Raw genomic sequence first — 14,923 nt, forward strand, 5'->3', positions numbered from 1 at the left:
ATAAAATAATAGAGATGCATAATTTACAGGGTGGAGGTTGAGAAAGTTGATACAACGATTGAAAGCATCAGTAGCCATAACAATGGTATTTCTTCTAAGTATGACTTCTGTATTTGTTAATCCTGATCGTACATACGCAGCCGTAGATGTCGGCGCGAAATCAGCGATTTTGGTTGATGCTGAGACAGGAAAGGTTTTATTCGAAAAAGAGGCAGATTTAACCCTACCTCCAGCAAGTATGACAAAAATGATGACAGAGTACTTAGTGTTAGAAGCGATAGATGAAGGCAAAATCAGCTGGGACACGACAACACAAATCAGTGACTATCCGTACGGAATCTCGGCTAATGCGAATTTCTCCGGTGTCGGTCTTACTCAAAATAAAGATTACACAGTAGAACAACTTTATAAAGCGATGGCAATCAACTCAGATAATGCGACGACGATTGCTCTAGCAGAAATGGTTGCAGGAACAGAAGGCGAATTTGTCAAAATGATGAACGAAAAAGCGGCTGAAATGGGTCTTCCAGACTATGAGTTTGTGAATGCGACCGGATTGAACAACAGCCACTTAGGTGACAACTATCCAGAAGGTACGGCACCGGATGCGACAAACTTGATGTCCGCCCGTTCGGCTGCGATGCTAGCTTATCACCTGACAAATGACTACCCAGAAGCGCTTGAGTATTCAAGCATAGCGCAGACAGAATTTGATGGACAGACGATTACGAACTGGAACTGGATGCTTCCAGATATCCCGGGACAACTCTCTCAATTCAGTTATGATGGGGTAGACGGGCTAAAAACCGGCTATACAGAACTCGCCGGAAACTGCTTTACAGGAACAGCTTCTCGTGATGGCCGTCGTCTCATCTCCGTCGTGATGAAATCGGAAACACGTGAATCCCGCTTCCAAGAAACGGAGCAGTTATTCGATTACGGTTTCAAACAATTTGAGAAACAAGAATTGTACGCATCTGGCTACCAAATGGATGACCAGAAACAACTCTCCGTTGCAAAAGGGAAAGAAGACAGTGTACAAATCCAAACAAACGCAGCACTCGAAGAGGTAATCCGTAAGGGTGAGAACGATCAATATTCGATTGAATATAAGATCAACGAGGAAAACCTCGATGAAGAAGGAAACCTTGTAGCCCCGATTGAAAATGGCCAGAAAGTCGGAACAGCTCACTTGGTTTATAGTGGTGAAGAGAACTACGGCAACTTGATGGGTGAGAATGCACAAGGTGTAGATATCGTCACAATGTCTGCTGTAGAAAAATCGAACTGGTTCATGCTGATGCTCGGTAACGTCGGCGAATTCTTCAGTGATATTTTCACAGGCGCTGTTGATATGGTGAAAGGCTGGTTCTAATCCGAACCATCGTTTTGGGTTAGAATAAGTGGGGAGAGGGATGAACCCTCCCCGCTTTTTCTATATCTAAGGTTCTTCAACTAGTAAACATAATTCGTTTATTATCCAAGAAAATCAGTAGGATTTACCTCCATGATGCGTTACAATAAAGGATAAGTGAAAACTTTGAAATTAAGAGCTTAATAAGATAGAGCGAAGGATAGGGAGGAAAAATATTATGTCTCAAACAGGTACTGATCGAGTAAAACGTGGAATGGCTGAAATGCAAAAAGGCGGCGTTATCATGGACGTTGTCAACGCAGAACAAGCAAAGATTGCGGAAGAAGCAGGTGCTGTAGCGGTTATGGCACTTGAGCGAGTACCAGCGGATATCCGTGCAGCAGGCGGTGTCGCTCGTATGGCGGACCCAAGCATCACAGAAGAAGTCATGAACGCTGTATCCATTCCGGTAATGGCGAAAGCGCGCATTGGTCACATTACAGAAGCACGCGTACTAGAAGCTATGGGTGTCGACTACATCGACGAAAGTGAAGTGCTTACGCCAGCAGACGAGATTTATCACATCAAAAAAGATGAATATACCGTACCATTCGTATGTGGTTGCCGTAACATCGGCGAAGCGGCTCGTCGTATTCGTGAAGGAGCGTCTATGCTACGTACGAAAGGCGAACCTGGAACAGGTAACATCGTAGAAGCAGTACGTCACATGCGTCAGATCAACGCAGAAATCCGTCAGCTTCAAAACCTTTCCGAAGACGAAGTGATGGTATTCGCCCGTGATCACGCGGCTCCATTTGATCTTCTCATGGAAATCCGTGAAGAAGGACGTCTTCCAGTCGTGAACTTCGCAGCAGGTGGTATCGCAACACCAGCGGACGCTGCCCTTATGATGGAGCTTGGAGCAGACGGCGTATTCGTCGGTTCTGGAATCTTCAAGTCCAAAAACCCAGCGAAATTCGCTCGTGCGATTGTAGAAGCTACAACGCACTATGACGATTACAAGCTGATCGGCGAACTTTCCAAAGACCTTGGTACAGCGATGAAAGGGATGGAAATGTCCACTCTTACAGGCGACCAACGTATGCAAGAGCGTTCTGAGTAATCTTTCAGTAAAGAGAATGATAAGACGAAGTGGCGACCGTTTTTGGACGAGTCGCCCTCGTTATAGGTTTTAGAAAAGGAGACATGCATCATGACAACAATCGGTGTATTAGGACTGCAAGGAGCATTTCGTGAGCATGTTCGTTCTGTTGAAGCTACAGGTGCTAAAGGCGTCGTAGTTAAGAAAAAAGAACAGTTGGACGAAATCGATGGTCTGATCATTCCTGGAGGCGAAAGCACGACGATGCGTCGCCTTATTGATAAATACGATTTTCTAGAGCCGATTCGTCAGTTCGGAAAGTCCGGAAAGCCGATCTTCGGTACGTGTGCTGGACTTATATTGTTAGCGTCCGAAATCGACGGCTCTTATGATGTGCATTTAGGTGTCATGGATATCAAAGTGCGTCGGAACGCATTCGGTCGTCAGCGCGACAGTTTCGAAGCATCCTTGAATATCGAAGGCGTTGCAGACGACTTTAATGCGGTCTTCATCCGTGCTCCGTATGTAGAAGATGTAGGAGAAGATGCGAAAGTACTAGCCCGTTATGATGGCCATATCGTAGCAGCCCAGCAAGGTCACTACTTGGCTTGCTCGTTCCATCCAGAGCTTACAGATGACCACCGGATTACGGCTCATTTTGTAAAAATGGTGGAAGAATCTAAGAAAAGCCTTGCATTATAATTTATTTTCCGCTAATCTTATGTCACACAAACAACAAACTTAAACGCGATGATAGGAACTAGTAACAAGCATCCTTTGCTAAAGAGAGTCAGTGGCTGGTGTGAACTGATGAAAGGATCTTGTGAATCCATCCTTGAGTGTCTGACGGTACGCAAGGAAGTCAGACCGGCGCCTCACCGTTATGAGATAAGCCGGAAGGTCACGTGTACCTTCAACCTGGGTGGTATCGCGGGAAGCATAAACCAAAGCTCTCGTCCCTTTTTCGAAAGGGGCGGGAGTTTTTTTGTTATAAATGCTTCCGACTATCCCACCAGGCGCCTCGCACCTTGTATTACTAAAGGAGGAATAGAAGATGTTAGACATGAAATATTTGCGTCAAAACTTTACCGAAGTCAAAGAGAAGTTGAAGCACCGTGGGGAAGACCTATCTGATTTGGACGCCTTCGGTGACTTAGACAGCCGTCGCCGTGAATTGATCCAAGAAACAGAAGAACTGAAAGCGCGTCGTAACGAGGTATCTAAAGAGATTTCTCAACTGAAGAAAGCTAAAGAAGATGCAGATGATAAGATCAAAGAAATGCGCGAAGTCGGCGATCGTATCAAGACGCTTGATAGCGAGCTTAAAGAAGTAGAAGAGAAGCTGGAAACGATGCTTCTATCTATCCCTAATATCCCACACGACAGCGTTCCAGTTGGGGGAGACGAAGACGATAACGTGGTAGCCCGTACGTGGGGAGAAGCACCAAAGTTCGCTTTTGAACCAAAACCGCACTGGGATGTAGCAACGGACCTAGGTCTTCTAGACTTTGAGCGTGCTTCTAAAGTGACAGGCAGCCGTTTCGTATTTTATAAAGGTCTTGGTGCTCGTCTAGAGCGTGCCCTTCTGAACTTCATGATGGACCTTCACGCAGACGAGCATGGATATGAAGAAATGCTGACACCGCAAATGGTCAATCGTGATGCGATGACAGGCACTGGTCAACTTCCTAAATTCGAAGAGGATGCCTTCAAAATCGAAGGATGGGAGTACTTCCTCGTACCGACAGCAGAAGTTCCTGTGACGAACTATCACCGCGAAGAAATACTGACTGGTGATGACTTACCTAAGAAATTCGCTGCCTTCAGCACGAACTTCCGCTCTGAAGCAGGATCTGCCGGACGTGACACTCGTGGTCTTATCCGTCAGCACCAGTTCAACAAAGTCGAACTTGTCCAGTTGGCGAAACCGGAAGAGTCTTACGATGTATTGGAAGAGTTGACGGGCCATGCAGAGAAAGTTCTACAGCTGCTTGAGCTTCCGTACCGTGTCATGAGCATGTGCACAGCAGATCTTGGTTTTACAGCTGCGAAGAAATACGATATCGAAGTATGGATCCCGAGCCAAGATACGTACCGTGAGATCAGCTCTTGCTCTAACTTCGAAGATTTTCAAGCTCGTCGTGCAGGCATCCGCTTCCGTCGCGAAGAAAAAGGAAAGCCGGAATTCGTTCACACATTGAACGGATCTGGTCTTGCGATCGGTCGTACAGTCGCTGCGATTTTAGAGAACTACCAGCAAGAAGACGGATCTCTTGTGGTACCAGAAGTTCTTCGCCCTTACATGGGTGGGAAAGAAGTCATTAAGTAAATAGTGAAACCTCAGGGAGACAGACTCCCTGAGGTTTTTTCTTTATCAACGAAACCCATAGTATGACAACGGAATCGATGTAAGTATCACCGATTCCGACTTAGCATCAACGATCATAATGAAGTAATCCACGAACCCACTCATTAATCACTCAAACAGGCTTGACTGTCCCCTCTCTGTTTAGATATAATGACGAAGTGGAAAAAAACACGTCAGGTTGTGTCGAAAATCTTCATAAAAAATTTCAACAAAACATTGACGAGCTAAGACAAGCGTGATATTATATTACTTGTCGGTCACACGGAGGAGTACTCAAGTTTGGCTGAAGAGAGCGGTCTTGAAAACCGCCAGGGGGTTAACGCCCCGCGGGGGTTCGAATCCCTCCTCCTCCGCCATTTATTATTTCAACAATAGCGCATAAATATTGGAGATTTATAGAACAAAAATCGTTACTTCATTGTAACGATTTTTTTATGCTCAAAAAAAGCCCTCTGCCTATTGCAGGGGGCTTTCGTTTAGACGATCTCGGGTTTTTCCACCTTCACTAGTACGTCCTCTTTATTCGGGTACGTCTTTTCAATATGGCGCTCGCCCCATGCACAAAGCATATCGAGAGCACCCTTCAGTGTCCATCCGTAATCCGTCAGTTCATATTCGACTTTTGGTGGGACTTGGTTATATACAATCCGGTTGATCACTCCGTCTTCCTCCAACTCACGCAACTGCTGAGTCAGCATCTTCTGGGTGATACCAGGCATTAATTGTTTGAGTTCACAAGTTCTTTGTTTATCTTCAATCAAATGACATAAGATGACGACTTTCCATTTGCCACCGATGACCTCTAGTGCAGCTTCCACAGGAATATTGTATTTAGCCATATGGTCGACACCTCCTCAGGGTTCGCACTTTTCTATTCATCAAATTAGCACGTACACTTAGCTTTTACCACCAATCTGCTCGTTCAATGAAATTTTCTTGGATTTTTTTGTGCTCCTAATCCCTGCAATGACGAAATAGTTACTTTGTGGTGCCTATAGCACAATAAAGTGCGTACTTCCAGAACTCCTTGTACGGGTGCATAATGATAGTTGCGATCGAAAGGCGCCGTTCGATCGGACTAAGAACACAAGGAGGTCGATGAATGATGAGTACTCAAAGCCAAGCTGTTCATCAAGCATCAGTTGAAAATAAAGGGAATAAGTTCGCTTTACTCGCACTAGCTATTAGTGCGTTCGGAATTGAAACGACAGAATTCGTTCCTGTCGGTTTTTTGTCTGCTATTTCAGGAGATTTATCTATTTCGATTACGTTAGCAGGGTTATTGATTTCAGGATATGCCATAGGCGTTGCGTTCGGGGCACCAGTCCTTACAGCGCTTACTGACAACATCAGCCGCAAGCACTTGCTTTTAGGATTAATGGTTATTTTTATTATAGGAAATGGGATTGCTGCGGTGTCGACGAGTTTTAGTTTACTTCTGATCGCCCGTTTTGTGACGGCTTTCTCTCATGGTCTGTTCTTCTCAATCGGATCAACGATTGCCGCGAGTCTTGTACCGGAACATAAGCGTGCCAGTGCCATCGCCTTTATGTTTACAGGTCTGACGGTTGCGACGGTGACAGGAGTGCCACTCGGTACCTTCATTGGACAAACCTTTGGTTGGAGAGCCACGTTTGCAGGGGTTGCTTTACTTGGTGTCATCGGTATGATCGCCAGTGAGTTGCTTGTACCGAAGAACTTGGAAGAGCCGCCACCGTCTTCTTTCCGTGACCAGCTGAAAATATTGAAAAATAAACAGATTATGCTTTCGTTCTTAATCACAGCATTAGGCTACGGCGGAACCTTCGTTGCGTTCACTTATTTAGCTCCTCTACTTGAGGAAGTGACTGGACTGGATCCAAGTCTTGTCAGTGTCATTTTGCTTCTTTACGGATTAGCCGTTGCGATTGGAAATACGATCGGCGGTAAAGCATCGAATAAGAATCCGCTCAAGGCCTTGTTTAACATGTTCATCTTGCAGGCCATTGTATTGTTCATCTTAAGCTTTACCGTATCCTATACCGTTTTAGGAGTCATTGTCATTGTCCTAATGGGGCTGTTCGCATTCATGAACGTACCAGCGCTGCAAATTCTGGTGGTAGGTTTAGCTGAAAAATATGTACCATCTGCGGTCAACGTAGCGTCTGCCTTGAACATTGCCGCATTCAACGTCGGCATTGCTATCGGTTCGTTTGTCGGCGGTCTGATTGTCGATTCAATCGGATTGATTCACACGCCTTATATCGGTGGTATCATGGTAGTAGGAGCAGTAATATTGACCGCTTATCTAAGAAAAATCGAACAACAGTAGTAACGAAAGCCCGGGAGAGCTCCCGGGCTTTTTCACGTATAAGTGACGGCCTGTAGTTTGCATATCTTTATCCCTCCTAAAATACGTAATCCTACCGAATTCCGAGCTGTCTCGTTATAATGGTAGAAAAGGTGGGATAAATATGAAGATCATTGTATTTGGAGCAACAGGTCAAACAGGAAGCGAATTCGTATCACAAGCATTAGAATCAGGCCATGAGGTCACTGCTTTTGTTCGAACTCCTTCTAAGCTCGCCCTACAACATGAACACTTACATATCGTACAAGGCGATGCCCTAAAGGAAGAAGATGTCGCAGCAACATTGGAAGGCCAAGAGGCTGTGGCTTCATGCCTAGGGTCCGAAAGTTTGAAAGAGACGACGGCTTTGTCTACCATGACCGGAAACATTGTACGCGGCATGCAAAAGCACGGACTTAGCCGAATTGTCTATGTGGCCTCAGCTGGAATTCATCGAGAGATTCCAGGAGTGATCGGTTGGATGTCACAACGTATTTTAAAAAATGTGCTAGAGGATCACCGAAATGCCGTAAATGCAATGATTGCAGCAGATCTCGACTTTACTGTTGCCCGTCCTATGCAGTTGAAGAACGGAGAGCGTACCGGTGAATATCGGACGGAAGAGATCGGAGTGCCGAAAAAGGGAAGAGAAATTCATCGTAGTGACGTCGCTCACTTTTTATTAGAAGCATTAGAAAAAGATCAATGGGTCAAGCAAACGATAGGACTCGCTTACTAAAGGGGATAGGTATGGGATATATTGAAGAATTACGGGCATTGGTCGGACACCGCCCTGTCATTTTAGCAGGCTCCGTTGTACTTTTAATAAACGAGGAAGGGCATGTTCTTCTCCAGGAACGAACGCACCCAGAAGGGGTTTGGGGGCTGCCTGGTGGTTTGATGGAACTCGGTGAAAGTACAGAGGAAGTAGGGGTACGGGAAGTGTATGAAGAGACCGGACTAACGGTTCAGAACCTCCAATTGATCAATGTCTATTCAGGAAAAGACCACTTTACCGTTGCCGCCAATGGGGATCAATTTTATACCGTAACGGCAGCTTACTATACGACGGATTACGAAGGGGAGTTGAGAGTGAACCTTGAAGAAGGGTTTCAATGTCAATTCATCGATCTAGAACGTCTTCCCGAGCGTATGGTCGGTAGTCACCGTGAAATAGTAAATGATTTTGCCAAGGAGTTTGGTTCGATAGTGAAAAAGCAAGGTAGATGAGTCTACCTTGCTTTTTTAGATAGGATGCACAACTGATTCAATTATTTCTTCCTCTATATGTATTCACTTTGCGGTATTGATCACGAATGACTTCACGCATCTCAGAATCCGGGTTCCCTCTTGTTTTAAATGCTTTTGCCCAGGCAATAGGATCGTCCTCTGGCAGATTGTCTTCCGCAAAGGACAGGATTTCTACTAAAGCATTTACTTTCAAATCTATCTCTTCTTTCAAAGCAGTTATGTCTTTGTCATGATCCAAATGCTCTTTCATCTCATAAAGATCGGTCGACAAACTACTTAATATATCGACCATTTCATAGCCGTAACCATCTAGACGAGACAAGCTCCGCCACATACCTTCATGCTGCTTGATCTTACCTGAGAGTACTTCGAAGCGTGTATATTTTCCTTCGGTCGTCATGACATCCTCCCAGACACTTGCATTCATAATTTCTACATCGATCAGGGTGAACCGGACAGCTTGTTTGAGAAGACGCCCGTCAGCTTCCTGTCGTTCATGTAAACGATCAAACAGATGATAGTTGAATAACAAAGAAACGATAAGTGCTCCAAATAAAAGAATAAAACCTAATTTGTTCTCCTTCATATTCTCCACCTTTCTTTAGTTGAATTATGTCAAAGCGCTTAATTGAAGACAATAAAAAATCCTGCAGCACTTGGCTGCAGGAGGGGCATTACGTTAATAAACGGCTGGAACGCCATTTGCGGGATTGTTGGATAAAGTGTCCGATTTTCTCTAGAATCGGTTCAACACTTTTCTCGTTGTTCAAGACATCGTAATCGGCGATGTTAAGGCGTAGGACAGGACACGAATTGAAATTATCAATCCAATTGTCATAGCGGTTGAACATCTCTTCCCAATACTCGATCGGTGTTTCTTGTTCCATCGGACGGCCGCGTTCCTTAATGCGACCAACGATGTCATCGAAAGATCCTTCCAAATAAATCAGAAGGTCGGGATGAGGGAAGTATGGTGTCATTACCATAGCATCGAACAAGTTACGATACGTCTCATAATCCGTTTCATTCATCGTGCCTTTTTCATAGTGCATCTTTGCGAAGATGCCTGTATCTTCATAAATGGAACGGTCTTGAATAAAGCCGCCGCCATATTCGAAAATTTTCTTCTGTTCCTTGAAACGCTCAGCAAGGAAATAAATTTGCAGATGGAAGCTCCATCGCTCAAAATCGTTATAAAACTTATCGAGGTAAGGGTTCGTATCCACTTTTTCGAAGGATGTGCGGAAATTGAGCGCATCCGCCAGGGCATTCGTCATAGTGGATTTTCCGACACCAACAGTTCCTGCGATCGTTATGACGCTGTCATGTGGAATTCCAAAGCGTTCACGTGCATTCATTTGATAACTTCTCCTTTATATAAATGCTGCTTAACTTGATCTACAATCTGGTCTAAGTGATCTTGGTGTTTCACAAAATCAAGGTCATCTCCGTTCAATCGAATAACAGGAATATCCGGATTCTCTCTCTCGAACTGGTTCATGAATTCCTCATAATCCTGTGATAGCTGTTGCAAATAGGAAGGTTGAATATTGGATTCGACATCGCGATTACGCATACGGATACGTTCTAGCAACGTGTCGAGGCTCGCATGCAAATAAACAACCATATTCGGACGTGGCATATCATTCGTCAGGATATCAAAAATCTGAGAATATTTATAGAACTGATCTTCTCTTAACGTACGACGAGCGAAGATCATGTTTTTAGAGATGTGATAATCCGCTACAACCGGCTTCCCTTGTTTCAAATAATCACGGCCGATGTCTTCTAATTGCTTGAATCGATTGCATAAGAAGAACATTTCCGTTTGGAAGCTCCATTCTTCAATATTGTCATAAAACTTGCCTAAAAATGGATTCTCCTCAACGATTTCCTTTAATAAGTGAAAATCAAACTGGGAGGCGAGTTTTTTAGACAGAGACGTTTTCCCAACCCCAATGGGCCCTTCAACGGCGATGAAAGGTAAGTGTCCCATCTCTTCTCCTCCTTAACAAGACCTGTGCACTTTGGTAAGTGTTTTGATATTAAAAAGACATAATTCGATACTTTTTTACAGACAAATTCTATTTTATCACATACATGAGAATGAAGTAACAGGAAAGGGGTGATTTTAAAAGGGGAATTTGCTAGGCAAATATAACAAAATTTTGTATAATGGAAAGTACGTCATTTGCCCCCGTAGCTCAGGGGATAGAGCATCGGTTTCCTAAACCGTGTGCCGCAGGTTCGAATCCTGCCGGGGGCGCTTATTTCTTCACGAACTCCACACAAACCTCTTCTTCAATATTGGTGCCACAATAAACCCAATACATACACCCATCATATTGAGAATGAAATCATCGATATCCAAACTCCCACGCGCTGTCACGTATTGAGTCGTCTCAATCACCCATATAGCGGCTACCGATATACCGATGCGCACCCTCCATGTAGAGCATACATACATCAGATATACGCCAAACGGAATAAACAGACCTACATTCGCCGCTAAATTATACAGTCTTATCATAAACGGCATATCGCTATATACATACAGTTCAATGGTTCTAAGCGGAGTCCAGTTGGCGGTCCGTGCGCCGAAACTTCCAGACCGAATGATCAGTAAGAACAGCATCGAAAAGCTGTACGCTAAGAAACCTAGATGAAAGAAGACTGGACGTACGTTGTAACGAATCCGCAAAGCAAAGGCAAACAAGATGAACGTTAGTAGTGTAAGTACCAAGTTGATCATCAGATATGCCGCTGGATGTAGATAACGTGTAAGCATGCCCATCCATGGTAGTAGTAACAAAAAGACGGACTGAGCGATAAGTATAGGGTACAGGATGTGTTTTTTCATTCCAACACTCGCCCTTGTTCCATCTCTATGACACGATCAGCTAGCTTATTGGCTTCCGCTTGATCATGTGTGACGAGAATCACTGGTATTCCCCATTTTTTATGGAGCCTTAGCAATTCGTTGTGACACTCTTTTTTTACATTTTCATCTAGCGAAGAAAAAGGTTCATCTAGCAATAATAGCTCAGGTTTTGTTGCGAAAGCACGGGCCAAGGCGACGCGCTGCTTCTCTCCACCAGAAATATTGCGGGGATATTCCTCCAGTAAGTGAGAGATTCCTAGAGTATCAACTAACTGATCGACTTCTTCCATACTTTTGGCTCCGTAAAGGATGTTGTTCCTTACCGTCATATGAGGGAAAAGGGCATAATCTTGAAAAACGTATCCGATATTCCGTTTTTGGACAGGGACGGGCTTTTGTTTCTTAGAAAAAAGCGTTCTACCTCTTAACTGAATGCTTCCTTCATCAGGGTGGGAAAGGCCACTAAGGCAATTCAAGGTTGTCGTTTTTCCTGATCCGGAGGGTCCGAATAAGACAACAATTTCATTATTCATCGTGAAGCCTGCATCCAGTTGGAATGCTTTGAGCTTTTTCTTTATGTCTACTGTTAGCATAATTAAGCCCCCCCTTCTAAGAATTTTGCTTAAAACTCATCACGTTCCGCTTCGTCCACCAATTTAACCAAAGAACCGAGCTGAACCCGAGGGCAATGATGACGATCACCCAGGTATAAGCTTGTTCCATGCGCCCCGCTTCGACAGCTGAGTAGATGGCGAGAGGGATGGTCGATGTCACACCGGGGATGTTCCCAGCAATCATGAGCGTTGCACCGAACTCTCCGAGTGCGCGGGCAAAGGTGAGGACAAGTCCAGCCAATAGACCTGGCCACGCGAGCGGAAGGGATATCGTAAAGAATACTTTGAATTTGGAAGCCCCCATTGTCAAAGCAGCATTCTCGACGTTCGGGTCATAGTTTTGAAAAGCGGCAGAAGCACTCTGATACATGAGTGGGAAAGAGACGACGATCGCAGCAATCACTGCTGCCACCCACGTAAAAACGACCTTATAGTCAAACAAGAGAAGCAACCAATGGCCGATCGGACCATTAACGCCGAATAGGTAAAGCAACCCGAACCCGACGACTGTCGGAGGAAGGACGAGTGGCAGCAAAAGGACAGACTCGACAATACTTTTCCCGGGAAATATTCGTCTGGAAATGATTCTCGCTGAAAGAACTCCTAGTAAGAATACGATAATGGTAGCAATCGTTGCGATCTTCAGTGATAAAAATAAAGGGGAATAACTCATAATCATCCTTCTCTTTCTTCAACAGGTTTAAATCCGTAGGCGGAAAAAATGTTTTGAGCTTCTTCAGAACGTAAAAAATCCACAAAATCGCGGGCTGAGTCAGGGTGATCGCTGGCCTTCACGACTGCCGCAGGATACACAATAGCATCATGACTGTCATCCTCTAACTCTGATACGATGGATACCTTTTCAGAGGATGCGGCATCACTTCCATAAACGAATCCGTATGTAACATTCCCTGATTCGACATAGGCAAGCACCTGGCGCACGTCGTTGCCGAACACCATTTTTTCTTCTAAATCGTCCCAAAGATGAATCGATTCCAGTCCCTGTTTCGTATATGTACCAGCTGGAACGCTACCGGGTTGTCCAAGTGCTATCTGTTCATTCTTCTCAAGTTGAGTGATTGATTGAATAGAGGGGAGAGGATCCGTTCCTTTTTTAGAGATAACGACTAGGCGGTTAGTCACGAAATTTATTCGTGTAGATGGATCGATCACCGTTTTGTTTTCCATTTCATCCATCCACTTTTGGTTCGCTGATAGGAACACATCGGCAGGCGCTCCTTGTTCGATCTGTTGTGCCAGTCGACCGGAACCAGCTATATTTAATGTAATAGATAGATTGTGAGATTGTTCGTAGATATCCGTTATTTCTTCAATGGCATCCGTTAGACTAGCAGCTGCAGAAATTGTCAGTGTTTGTTCTTTTTCCTGCTCATTCGAGCAGCTGACAAGCAAAAGTAGCACGAAGAACCATGGTGTTAGTCTTTTCAACATAATATATCTCCCCATCGTTCGAGCTATTGATCATATTATACTGTCTCAAAAAAAGGAAGTAAAAGATTAAAGGAGCATGAAGCATGAGAACACAAGTAATTGTCGGACTGATATTAGCTTTACTGTTGACCCAGATGCCGATAGTCGGAAAGTACTTTGCGATTTTAAATACGATGATCCATGAATCAGGGCATTCTTTAATGGCATTGATTACAGGTGGAGAAGTCCGTCGAATCTCGTTGCTTCCGAATACAGCAGGAACAACATTGACAGGTCACACCTCGTGGATTGGACACTTTCTGACAAGTGTTTTCGGGTATGTATTTGCCTCGTTCTTCGGTTATCTATTTTTCTACTTGATTTCAAAAGGGCAGTACAAATGGATGATCTATATTTTATTAGCATTTTTAACCGTTAATCTGATCTTTTGGGTTCGGAATGGATACGGCTTGTTCTGGATTGTCACGTTTGGTGCTTTGTTCATCTTCCTGTTGAAGAGTGGAAACACGGCTCTTATCCAATATTCGCTCGTCTTTTTCGCATCGTTGATTCTCGTGGAGTCTGTCACGAGTGCATTCGAGATCATGTGGATCAGTTTTGTCTCTCCGCTTCAGGCGGGAGACGCTGCAAATTTATCAAGAGCCACTCGTTTCATCCCAGCGCCGATATGGGGAGTTGCTTTCTTTGCTCAATCCCTATACTTCGCCTTACTCGCCATCAAGCAAGTCTTCAGGGTTTAAGGGACAATTCCGCCATGGCTTCATGGGCCAACATGTATTTAAAATGATTTCAAAAACTCCGCACCTGCCCTTACCGACAGATGACCAGTGCATATGGTAGTAGAGTAATGAGAAGGGAGGCACGAAAATGAGCGGAGGATATGGTGGCGGTTTCGCCCTGTTGGTTGTACTGTTTATTCTTTTGGTTATCATTGGAGCTTCTTACGTTGGCCGTGGAGGATACGGTTACTAATACAAAAAATAAAAAGCGGGGATTCCCCGCTTTTGTTACATAAAACTTTCCTGTTTGTAATATTCTCGTTACGGGTAATTGGACACTATACACCAGTTGGACGGAGGAATACCGATGGATTTAAAAAATCAATTGCTTCAACAAGGATACGACCACATTGACATTTTACTGATCGACGATCAATCGAATCAGACGACCGTTCCAGATATCTCTTTGCACAAAGTGACAGACCTTGAGTTTAAGTTGTATCTGGATCCTGACACAGTGACGTATCATCTCGAAGAACAAGATCCCTACTTTGAAGCAAAACAAAAAGATGAAGAAGGCGAAATGAGGAACGTGAAAGGGTTCGTCCTCGAGTGGTAAAGTCCTGTGATATCAGGACTTTTTTTGTGGCTTTCTTTTGCGTGCTTTCTTGTCAGCATATCCTCCGGTAATCAATAAAACGCCTGATGCGAGTAGCAATACTGGCACCATCACATCATCAATCGTCACAAACAGGATCAATGCAGCAAGAATGTTACATATCCCTACTGCGCCCATAATGAATAGCATCTGATTTTCTTTCTTCATGCAACCCCTCTTTCTCTTTCTTTCCTA

General features: G+C 44.3%; 19 protein-coding genes, 2 tRNA genes and 1 other annotated feature. Of the genes, 12 read left to right on the plus strand and 9 right to left on the minus strand.

Going from position 1 to position 14,923, the window contains the following annotated elements; all coding sequences use genetic code 11:
* Positions 1–46 precede the first annotated feature (46 nt).
* The 5 genes from E4663_RS17600 to E4663_RS17620 all read left to right on the plus strand — a co-directional run bounded on the left by E4663_RS17600 (position 47) and on the right by E4663_RS17620 (position 5,180).
* Positions 47–1,375, plus strand: a complete 1,329-nt coding sequence (locus E4663_RS17600; RefSeq protein WP_241657237.1) for a serine hydrolase — start codon at positions 47–49, stop codon at positions 1,373–1,375.
* Positions 1,376–1,592: 217 nt separating this feature from the next.
* The gene (gene pdxS, locus E4663_RS17605) at positions 1,593–2,477 is read left to right on the plus strand and encodes a pyridoxal 5'-phosphate synthase lyase subunit PdxS (RefSeq protein ID WP_079477474.1); all 885 of its coding nucleotides are present in this window, start codon (positions 1,593–1,595) and stop codon (positions 2,475–2,477) included.
* 90 nt (positions 2,478–2,567) lie between these two features.
* Positions 2,568–3,158, plus strand: coding sequence for a pyridoxal 5'-phosphate synthase glutaminase subunit PdxT (gene pdxT / locus E4663_RS17610; RefSeq protein WP_079477473.1), 591 nt, complete (start codon positions 2,568–2,570; stop codon positions 3,156–3,158).
* Positions 3,159–3,197: 39 nt separating this feature from the next.
* Positions 3,198–3,420, plus strand: a binding site (T-box leader).
* Positions 3,421–3,510: 90 nt separating this feature from the next.
* The gene (gene serS, locus E4663_RS17615; protein WP_079477472.1) at positions 3,511–4,785 is read left to right on the plus strand and encodes a serine--tRNA ligase; all 1,275 of its coding nucleotides are present in this window, start codon (positions 3,511–3,513) and stop codon (positions 4,783–4,785) included.
* A gap of 302 nt (positions 4,786–5,087) precedes the next feature.
* Positions 5,088–5,180: transfer RNA gene (locus E4663_RS17620), tRNA-Ser, on the plus strand.
* Positions 5,181–5,300: 120 nt separating this feature from the next.
* On the opposite strand, the gene E4663_RS17625 is transcribed toward E4663_RS17620, so the two are convergent.
* Complete coding sequence (locus E4663_RS17625) at positions 5,301–5,663, minus strand: winged helix-turn-helix transcriptional regulator (RefSeq protein ID WP_135328597.1); 363 nt, start codon at positions 5,661–5,663, stop codon at positions 5,301–5,303.
* 266 nt (positions 5,664–5,929) lie between these two features.
* Between E4663_RS17625 and E4663_RS17630 the strand changes: the two genes are divergently transcribed.
* From E4663_RS17630 to E4663_RS17640, 3 genes are all read left to right on the plus strand, one after another.
* Positions 5,930–7,135 carry an MFS transporter gene (locus E4663_RS17630; protein ID WP_135328623.1) on the plus strand — a complete coding sequence of 402 codons (1,206 nt, stop codon included), beginning with the start codon at positions 5,930–5,932 and terminating at the stop codon, positions 7,133–7,135.
* A 142-nt stretch (positions 7,136–7,277) separates the two neighbouring features.
* Positions 7,278–7,892, plus strand: a complete 615-nt coding sequence (locus E4663_RS17635; RefSeq protein WP_135328598.1) for an NAD(P)-dependent oxidoreductase — start codon at positions 7,278–7,280, stop codon at positions 7,890–7,892.
* Between the two features lie 11 nt (positions 7,893–7,903).
* Positions 7,904–8,383, plus strand: a complete 480-nt coding sequence (locus tag E4663_RS17640; protein ID WP_135328599.1) for an NUDIX hydrolase — start codon at positions 7,904–7,906, stop codon at positions 8,381–8,383.
* Positions 8,384–8,420: 37 nt separating this feature from the next.
* Here E4663_RS17640 and E4663_RS17645 read toward each other — a convergent pair whose 3' ends face one another.
* The 3 genes from E4663_RS17645 to E4663_RS17655 form a co-directional block, all read right to left on the minus strand.
* Entirely contained in the window at positions 8,421–8,990 is a 570-nt protein-coding gene (locus E4663_RS17645) for a hypothetical protein (RefSeq protein WP_135328600.1), read from the minus strand.
* 88 nt (positions 8,991–9,078) lie between these two features.
* A complete protein-coding gene (locus E4663_RS17650) occupies positions 9,079–9,762 on the minus strand; it encodes a deoxynucleoside kinase (protein ID WP_079477467.1) in 684 nt (227 codons plus the stop codon).
* Positions 9,759–10,400 carry a deoxynucleoside kinase gene (locus E4663_RS17655; RefSeq protein WP_079477466.1) on the minus strand — a complete coding sequence of 214 codons (642 nt, stop codon included), beginning with the start codon at positions 10,398–10,400 and terminating at the stop codon, positions 9,759–9,761. Before E4663_RS17655 ends, E4663_RS17650 begins: the two co-directional genes overlap by 4 nt.
* Positions 10,401–10,597: 197 nt before the next feature.
* Between E4663_RS17655 and E4663_RS17660 the strand changes: the two genes are divergently transcribed.
* A tRNA-Arg gene (locus tag E4663_RS17660) sits at positions 10,598–10,670 on the plus strand.
* Positions 10,671–10,679: 9 nt separating this feature from the next.
* Here the strand turns inward: E4663_RS17660 and E4663_RS17665 are convergent.
* Genes E4663_RS17665 through modA form a run of 4 tightly spaced genes read right to left on the minus strand, consistent with a single transcriptional unit; the run spans position 10,680 to position 13,351 of the window.
* Positions 10,680–11,264: a VanZ family protein gene (locus E4663_RS17665; protein WP_135328601.1), complete on the minus strand. Its 585-nt coding sequence runs from the start codon at positions 11,262–11,264 to the stop codon at positions 10,680–10,682.
* Positions 11,261–11,878, minus strand: a complete 618-nt coding sequence (locus E4663_RS17670) for an ATP-binding cassette domain-containing protein (RefSeq protein WP_135328602.1) — start codon at positions 11,876–11,878, stop codon at positions 11,261–11,263. Before E4663_RS17670 ends, E4663_RS17665 begins: the two co-directional genes overlap by 4 nt.
* Before the next feature lie 16 nt (positions 11,879–11,894).
* A complete protein-coding gene (gene modB / locus E4663_RS17675) occupies positions 11,895–12,572 on the minus strand; it encodes a molybdate ABC transporter permease subunit (RefSeq protein ID WP_079477463.1) in 678 nt (225 codons plus the stop codon).
* A gap of 2 nt (positions 12,573–12,574) precedes the next feature.
* Entirely contained in the window at positions 12,575–13,351 is a 777-nt protein-coding gene (gene modA, locus E4663_RS17680) for a molybdate ABC transporter substrate-binding protein (RefSeq protein ID WP_135328603.1), read from the minus strand.
* An 83-nt stretch (positions 13,352–13,434) separates the two neighbouring features.
* Between modA and E4663_RS17685 the strand changes: the two genes are divergently transcribed.
* The 3 genes from E4663_RS17685 to E4663_RS17695 all read left to right on the plus strand — a co-directional run bounded on the left by E4663_RS17685 (position 13,435) and on the right by E4663_RS17695 (position 14,689).
* Positions 13,435–14,091 (plus strand): M50 family metallopeptidase, encoded by a 657-nt coding sequence (locus E4663_RS17685; protein ID WP_135328604.1) that lies wholly within the window; start codon positions 13,435–13,437, stop codon positions 14,089–14,091.
* A gap of 127 nt (positions 14,092–14,218) precedes the next feature.
* Positions 14,219–14,323, plus strand: coding sequence for a YjcZ family sporulation protein (locus E4663_RS17690; protein WP_079477460.1), 105 nt, complete (start codon positions 14,219–14,221; stop codon positions 14,321–14,323).
* 114 nt (positions 14,324–14,437) lie between these two features.
* On the plus strand, positions 14,438–14,689 hold the full coding sequence (locus E4663_RS17695; protein WP_079477459.1) for a hypothetical protein: 252 nt from the start codon (positions 14,438–14,440) through the stop codon (positions 14,687–14,689).
* Positions 14,690–14,701: 12 nt separating this feature from the next.
* Here E4663_RS17695 and E4663_RS17700 read toward each other — a convergent pair whose 3' ends face one another.
* Positions 14,702–14,896 (minus strand): hypothetical protein, encoded by a 195-nt coding sequence (locus tag E4663_RS17700; RefSeq protein WP_135328605.1) that lies wholly within the window; start codon positions 14,894–14,896, stop codon positions 14,702–14,704.
* Between the last annotated feature and the right edge of the window lie 27 nt (positions 14,897–14,923).

It is taken from the genome of Halobacillus salinus (assembly GCF_004684905.1).
GTDB lineage: Bacteria > Bacillota > Bacilli > Bacillales > Halobacillaceae > Halobacillus > Halobacillus salinus.

Bases quoted from the DNA above. Each gene is read 5' to 3' on its own strand.
- pdxS (WP_079477474.1), top strand. From the start codon at position 1,593: ATGTCTCAAACAGGTACTGATCGAGTAAAACGTGGAATGGCTGAAATG.
- pdxT (WP_079477473.1), top strand. From the start codon at position 2,568: ATGACAACAATCGGTGTATTAGGACTGCAAGGAGCATTTCGTGAGCAT.
- serS (WP_079477472.1), top strand. From the start codon at position 3,511: ATGTTAGACATGAAATATTTGCGTCAAAACTTTACCGAAGTCAAAGAG.
- E4663_RS17625 (WP_135328597.1), bottom strand. From the start codon at position 5,663: ATGGCTAAATACAATATTCCTGTGGAAGCTGCACTAGAGGTCATCGGT.
- E4663_RS17630 (WP_135328623.1), top strand. From the start codon at position 5,930: ATGAGTACTCAAAGCCAAGCTGTTCATCAAGCATCAGTTGAAAATAAA.
- E4663_RS17635 (WP_135328598.1), top strand. From the start codon at position 7,278: ATGAAGATCATTGTATTTGGAGCAACAGGTCAAACAGGAAGCGAATTC.
- E4663_RS17640 (WP_135328599.1), top strand. From the start codon at position 7,904: ATGGGATATATTGAAGAATTACGGGCATTGGTCGGACACCGCCCTGTC.
- E4663_RS17645 (WP_135328600.1), bottom strand. From the start codon at position 8,990: ATGAAGGAGAACAAATTAGGTTTTATTCTTTTATTTGGAGCACTTATC.
- E4663_RS17650 (WP_079477467.1), bottom strand. From the start codon at position 9,762: ATGAATGCACGTGAACGCTTTGGAATTCCACATGACAGCGTCATAACG.
- E4663_RS17655 (WP_079477466.1), bottom strand. From the start codon at position 10,400: ATGGGACACTTACCTTTCATCGCCGTTGAAGGGCCCATTGGGGTTGGG.
- E4663_RS17665 (WP_135328601.1), bottom strand. From the start codon at position 11,264: ATGAAAAAACACATCCTGTACCCTATACTTATCGCTCAGTCCGTCTTT.
- E4663_RS17670 (WP_135328602.1), bottom strand. From the start codon at position 11,878: ATGCTAACAGTAGACATAAAGAAAAAGCTCAAAGCATTCCAACTGGAT.
- modB (WP_079477463.1), bottom strand. From the start codon at position 12,572: ATGAGTTATTCCCCTTTATTTTTATCACTGAAGATCGCAACGATTGCT.
- modA (WP_135328603.1), bottom strand. From the start codon at position 13,351: ATGTTGAAAAGACTAACACCATGGTTCTTCGTGCTACTTTTGCTTGTC.
- E4663_RS17685 (WP_135328604.1), top strand. From the start codon at position 13,435: ATGAGAACACAAGTAATTGTCGGACTGATATTAGCTTTACTGTTGACC.
- E4663_RS17690 (WP_079477460.1), top strand. From the start codon at position 14,219: ATGAGCGGAGGATATGGTGGCGGTTTCGCCCTGTTGGTTGTACTGTTT.
- E4663_RS17695 (WP_079477459.1), top strand. From the start codon at position 14,438: ATGGATTTAAAAAATCAATTGCTTCAACAAGGATACGACCACATTGAC.
- E4663_RS17700 (WP_135328605.1), bottom strand. From the start codon at position 14,896: ATGAAGAAAGAAAATCAGATGCTATTCATTATGGGCGCAGTAGGGATA.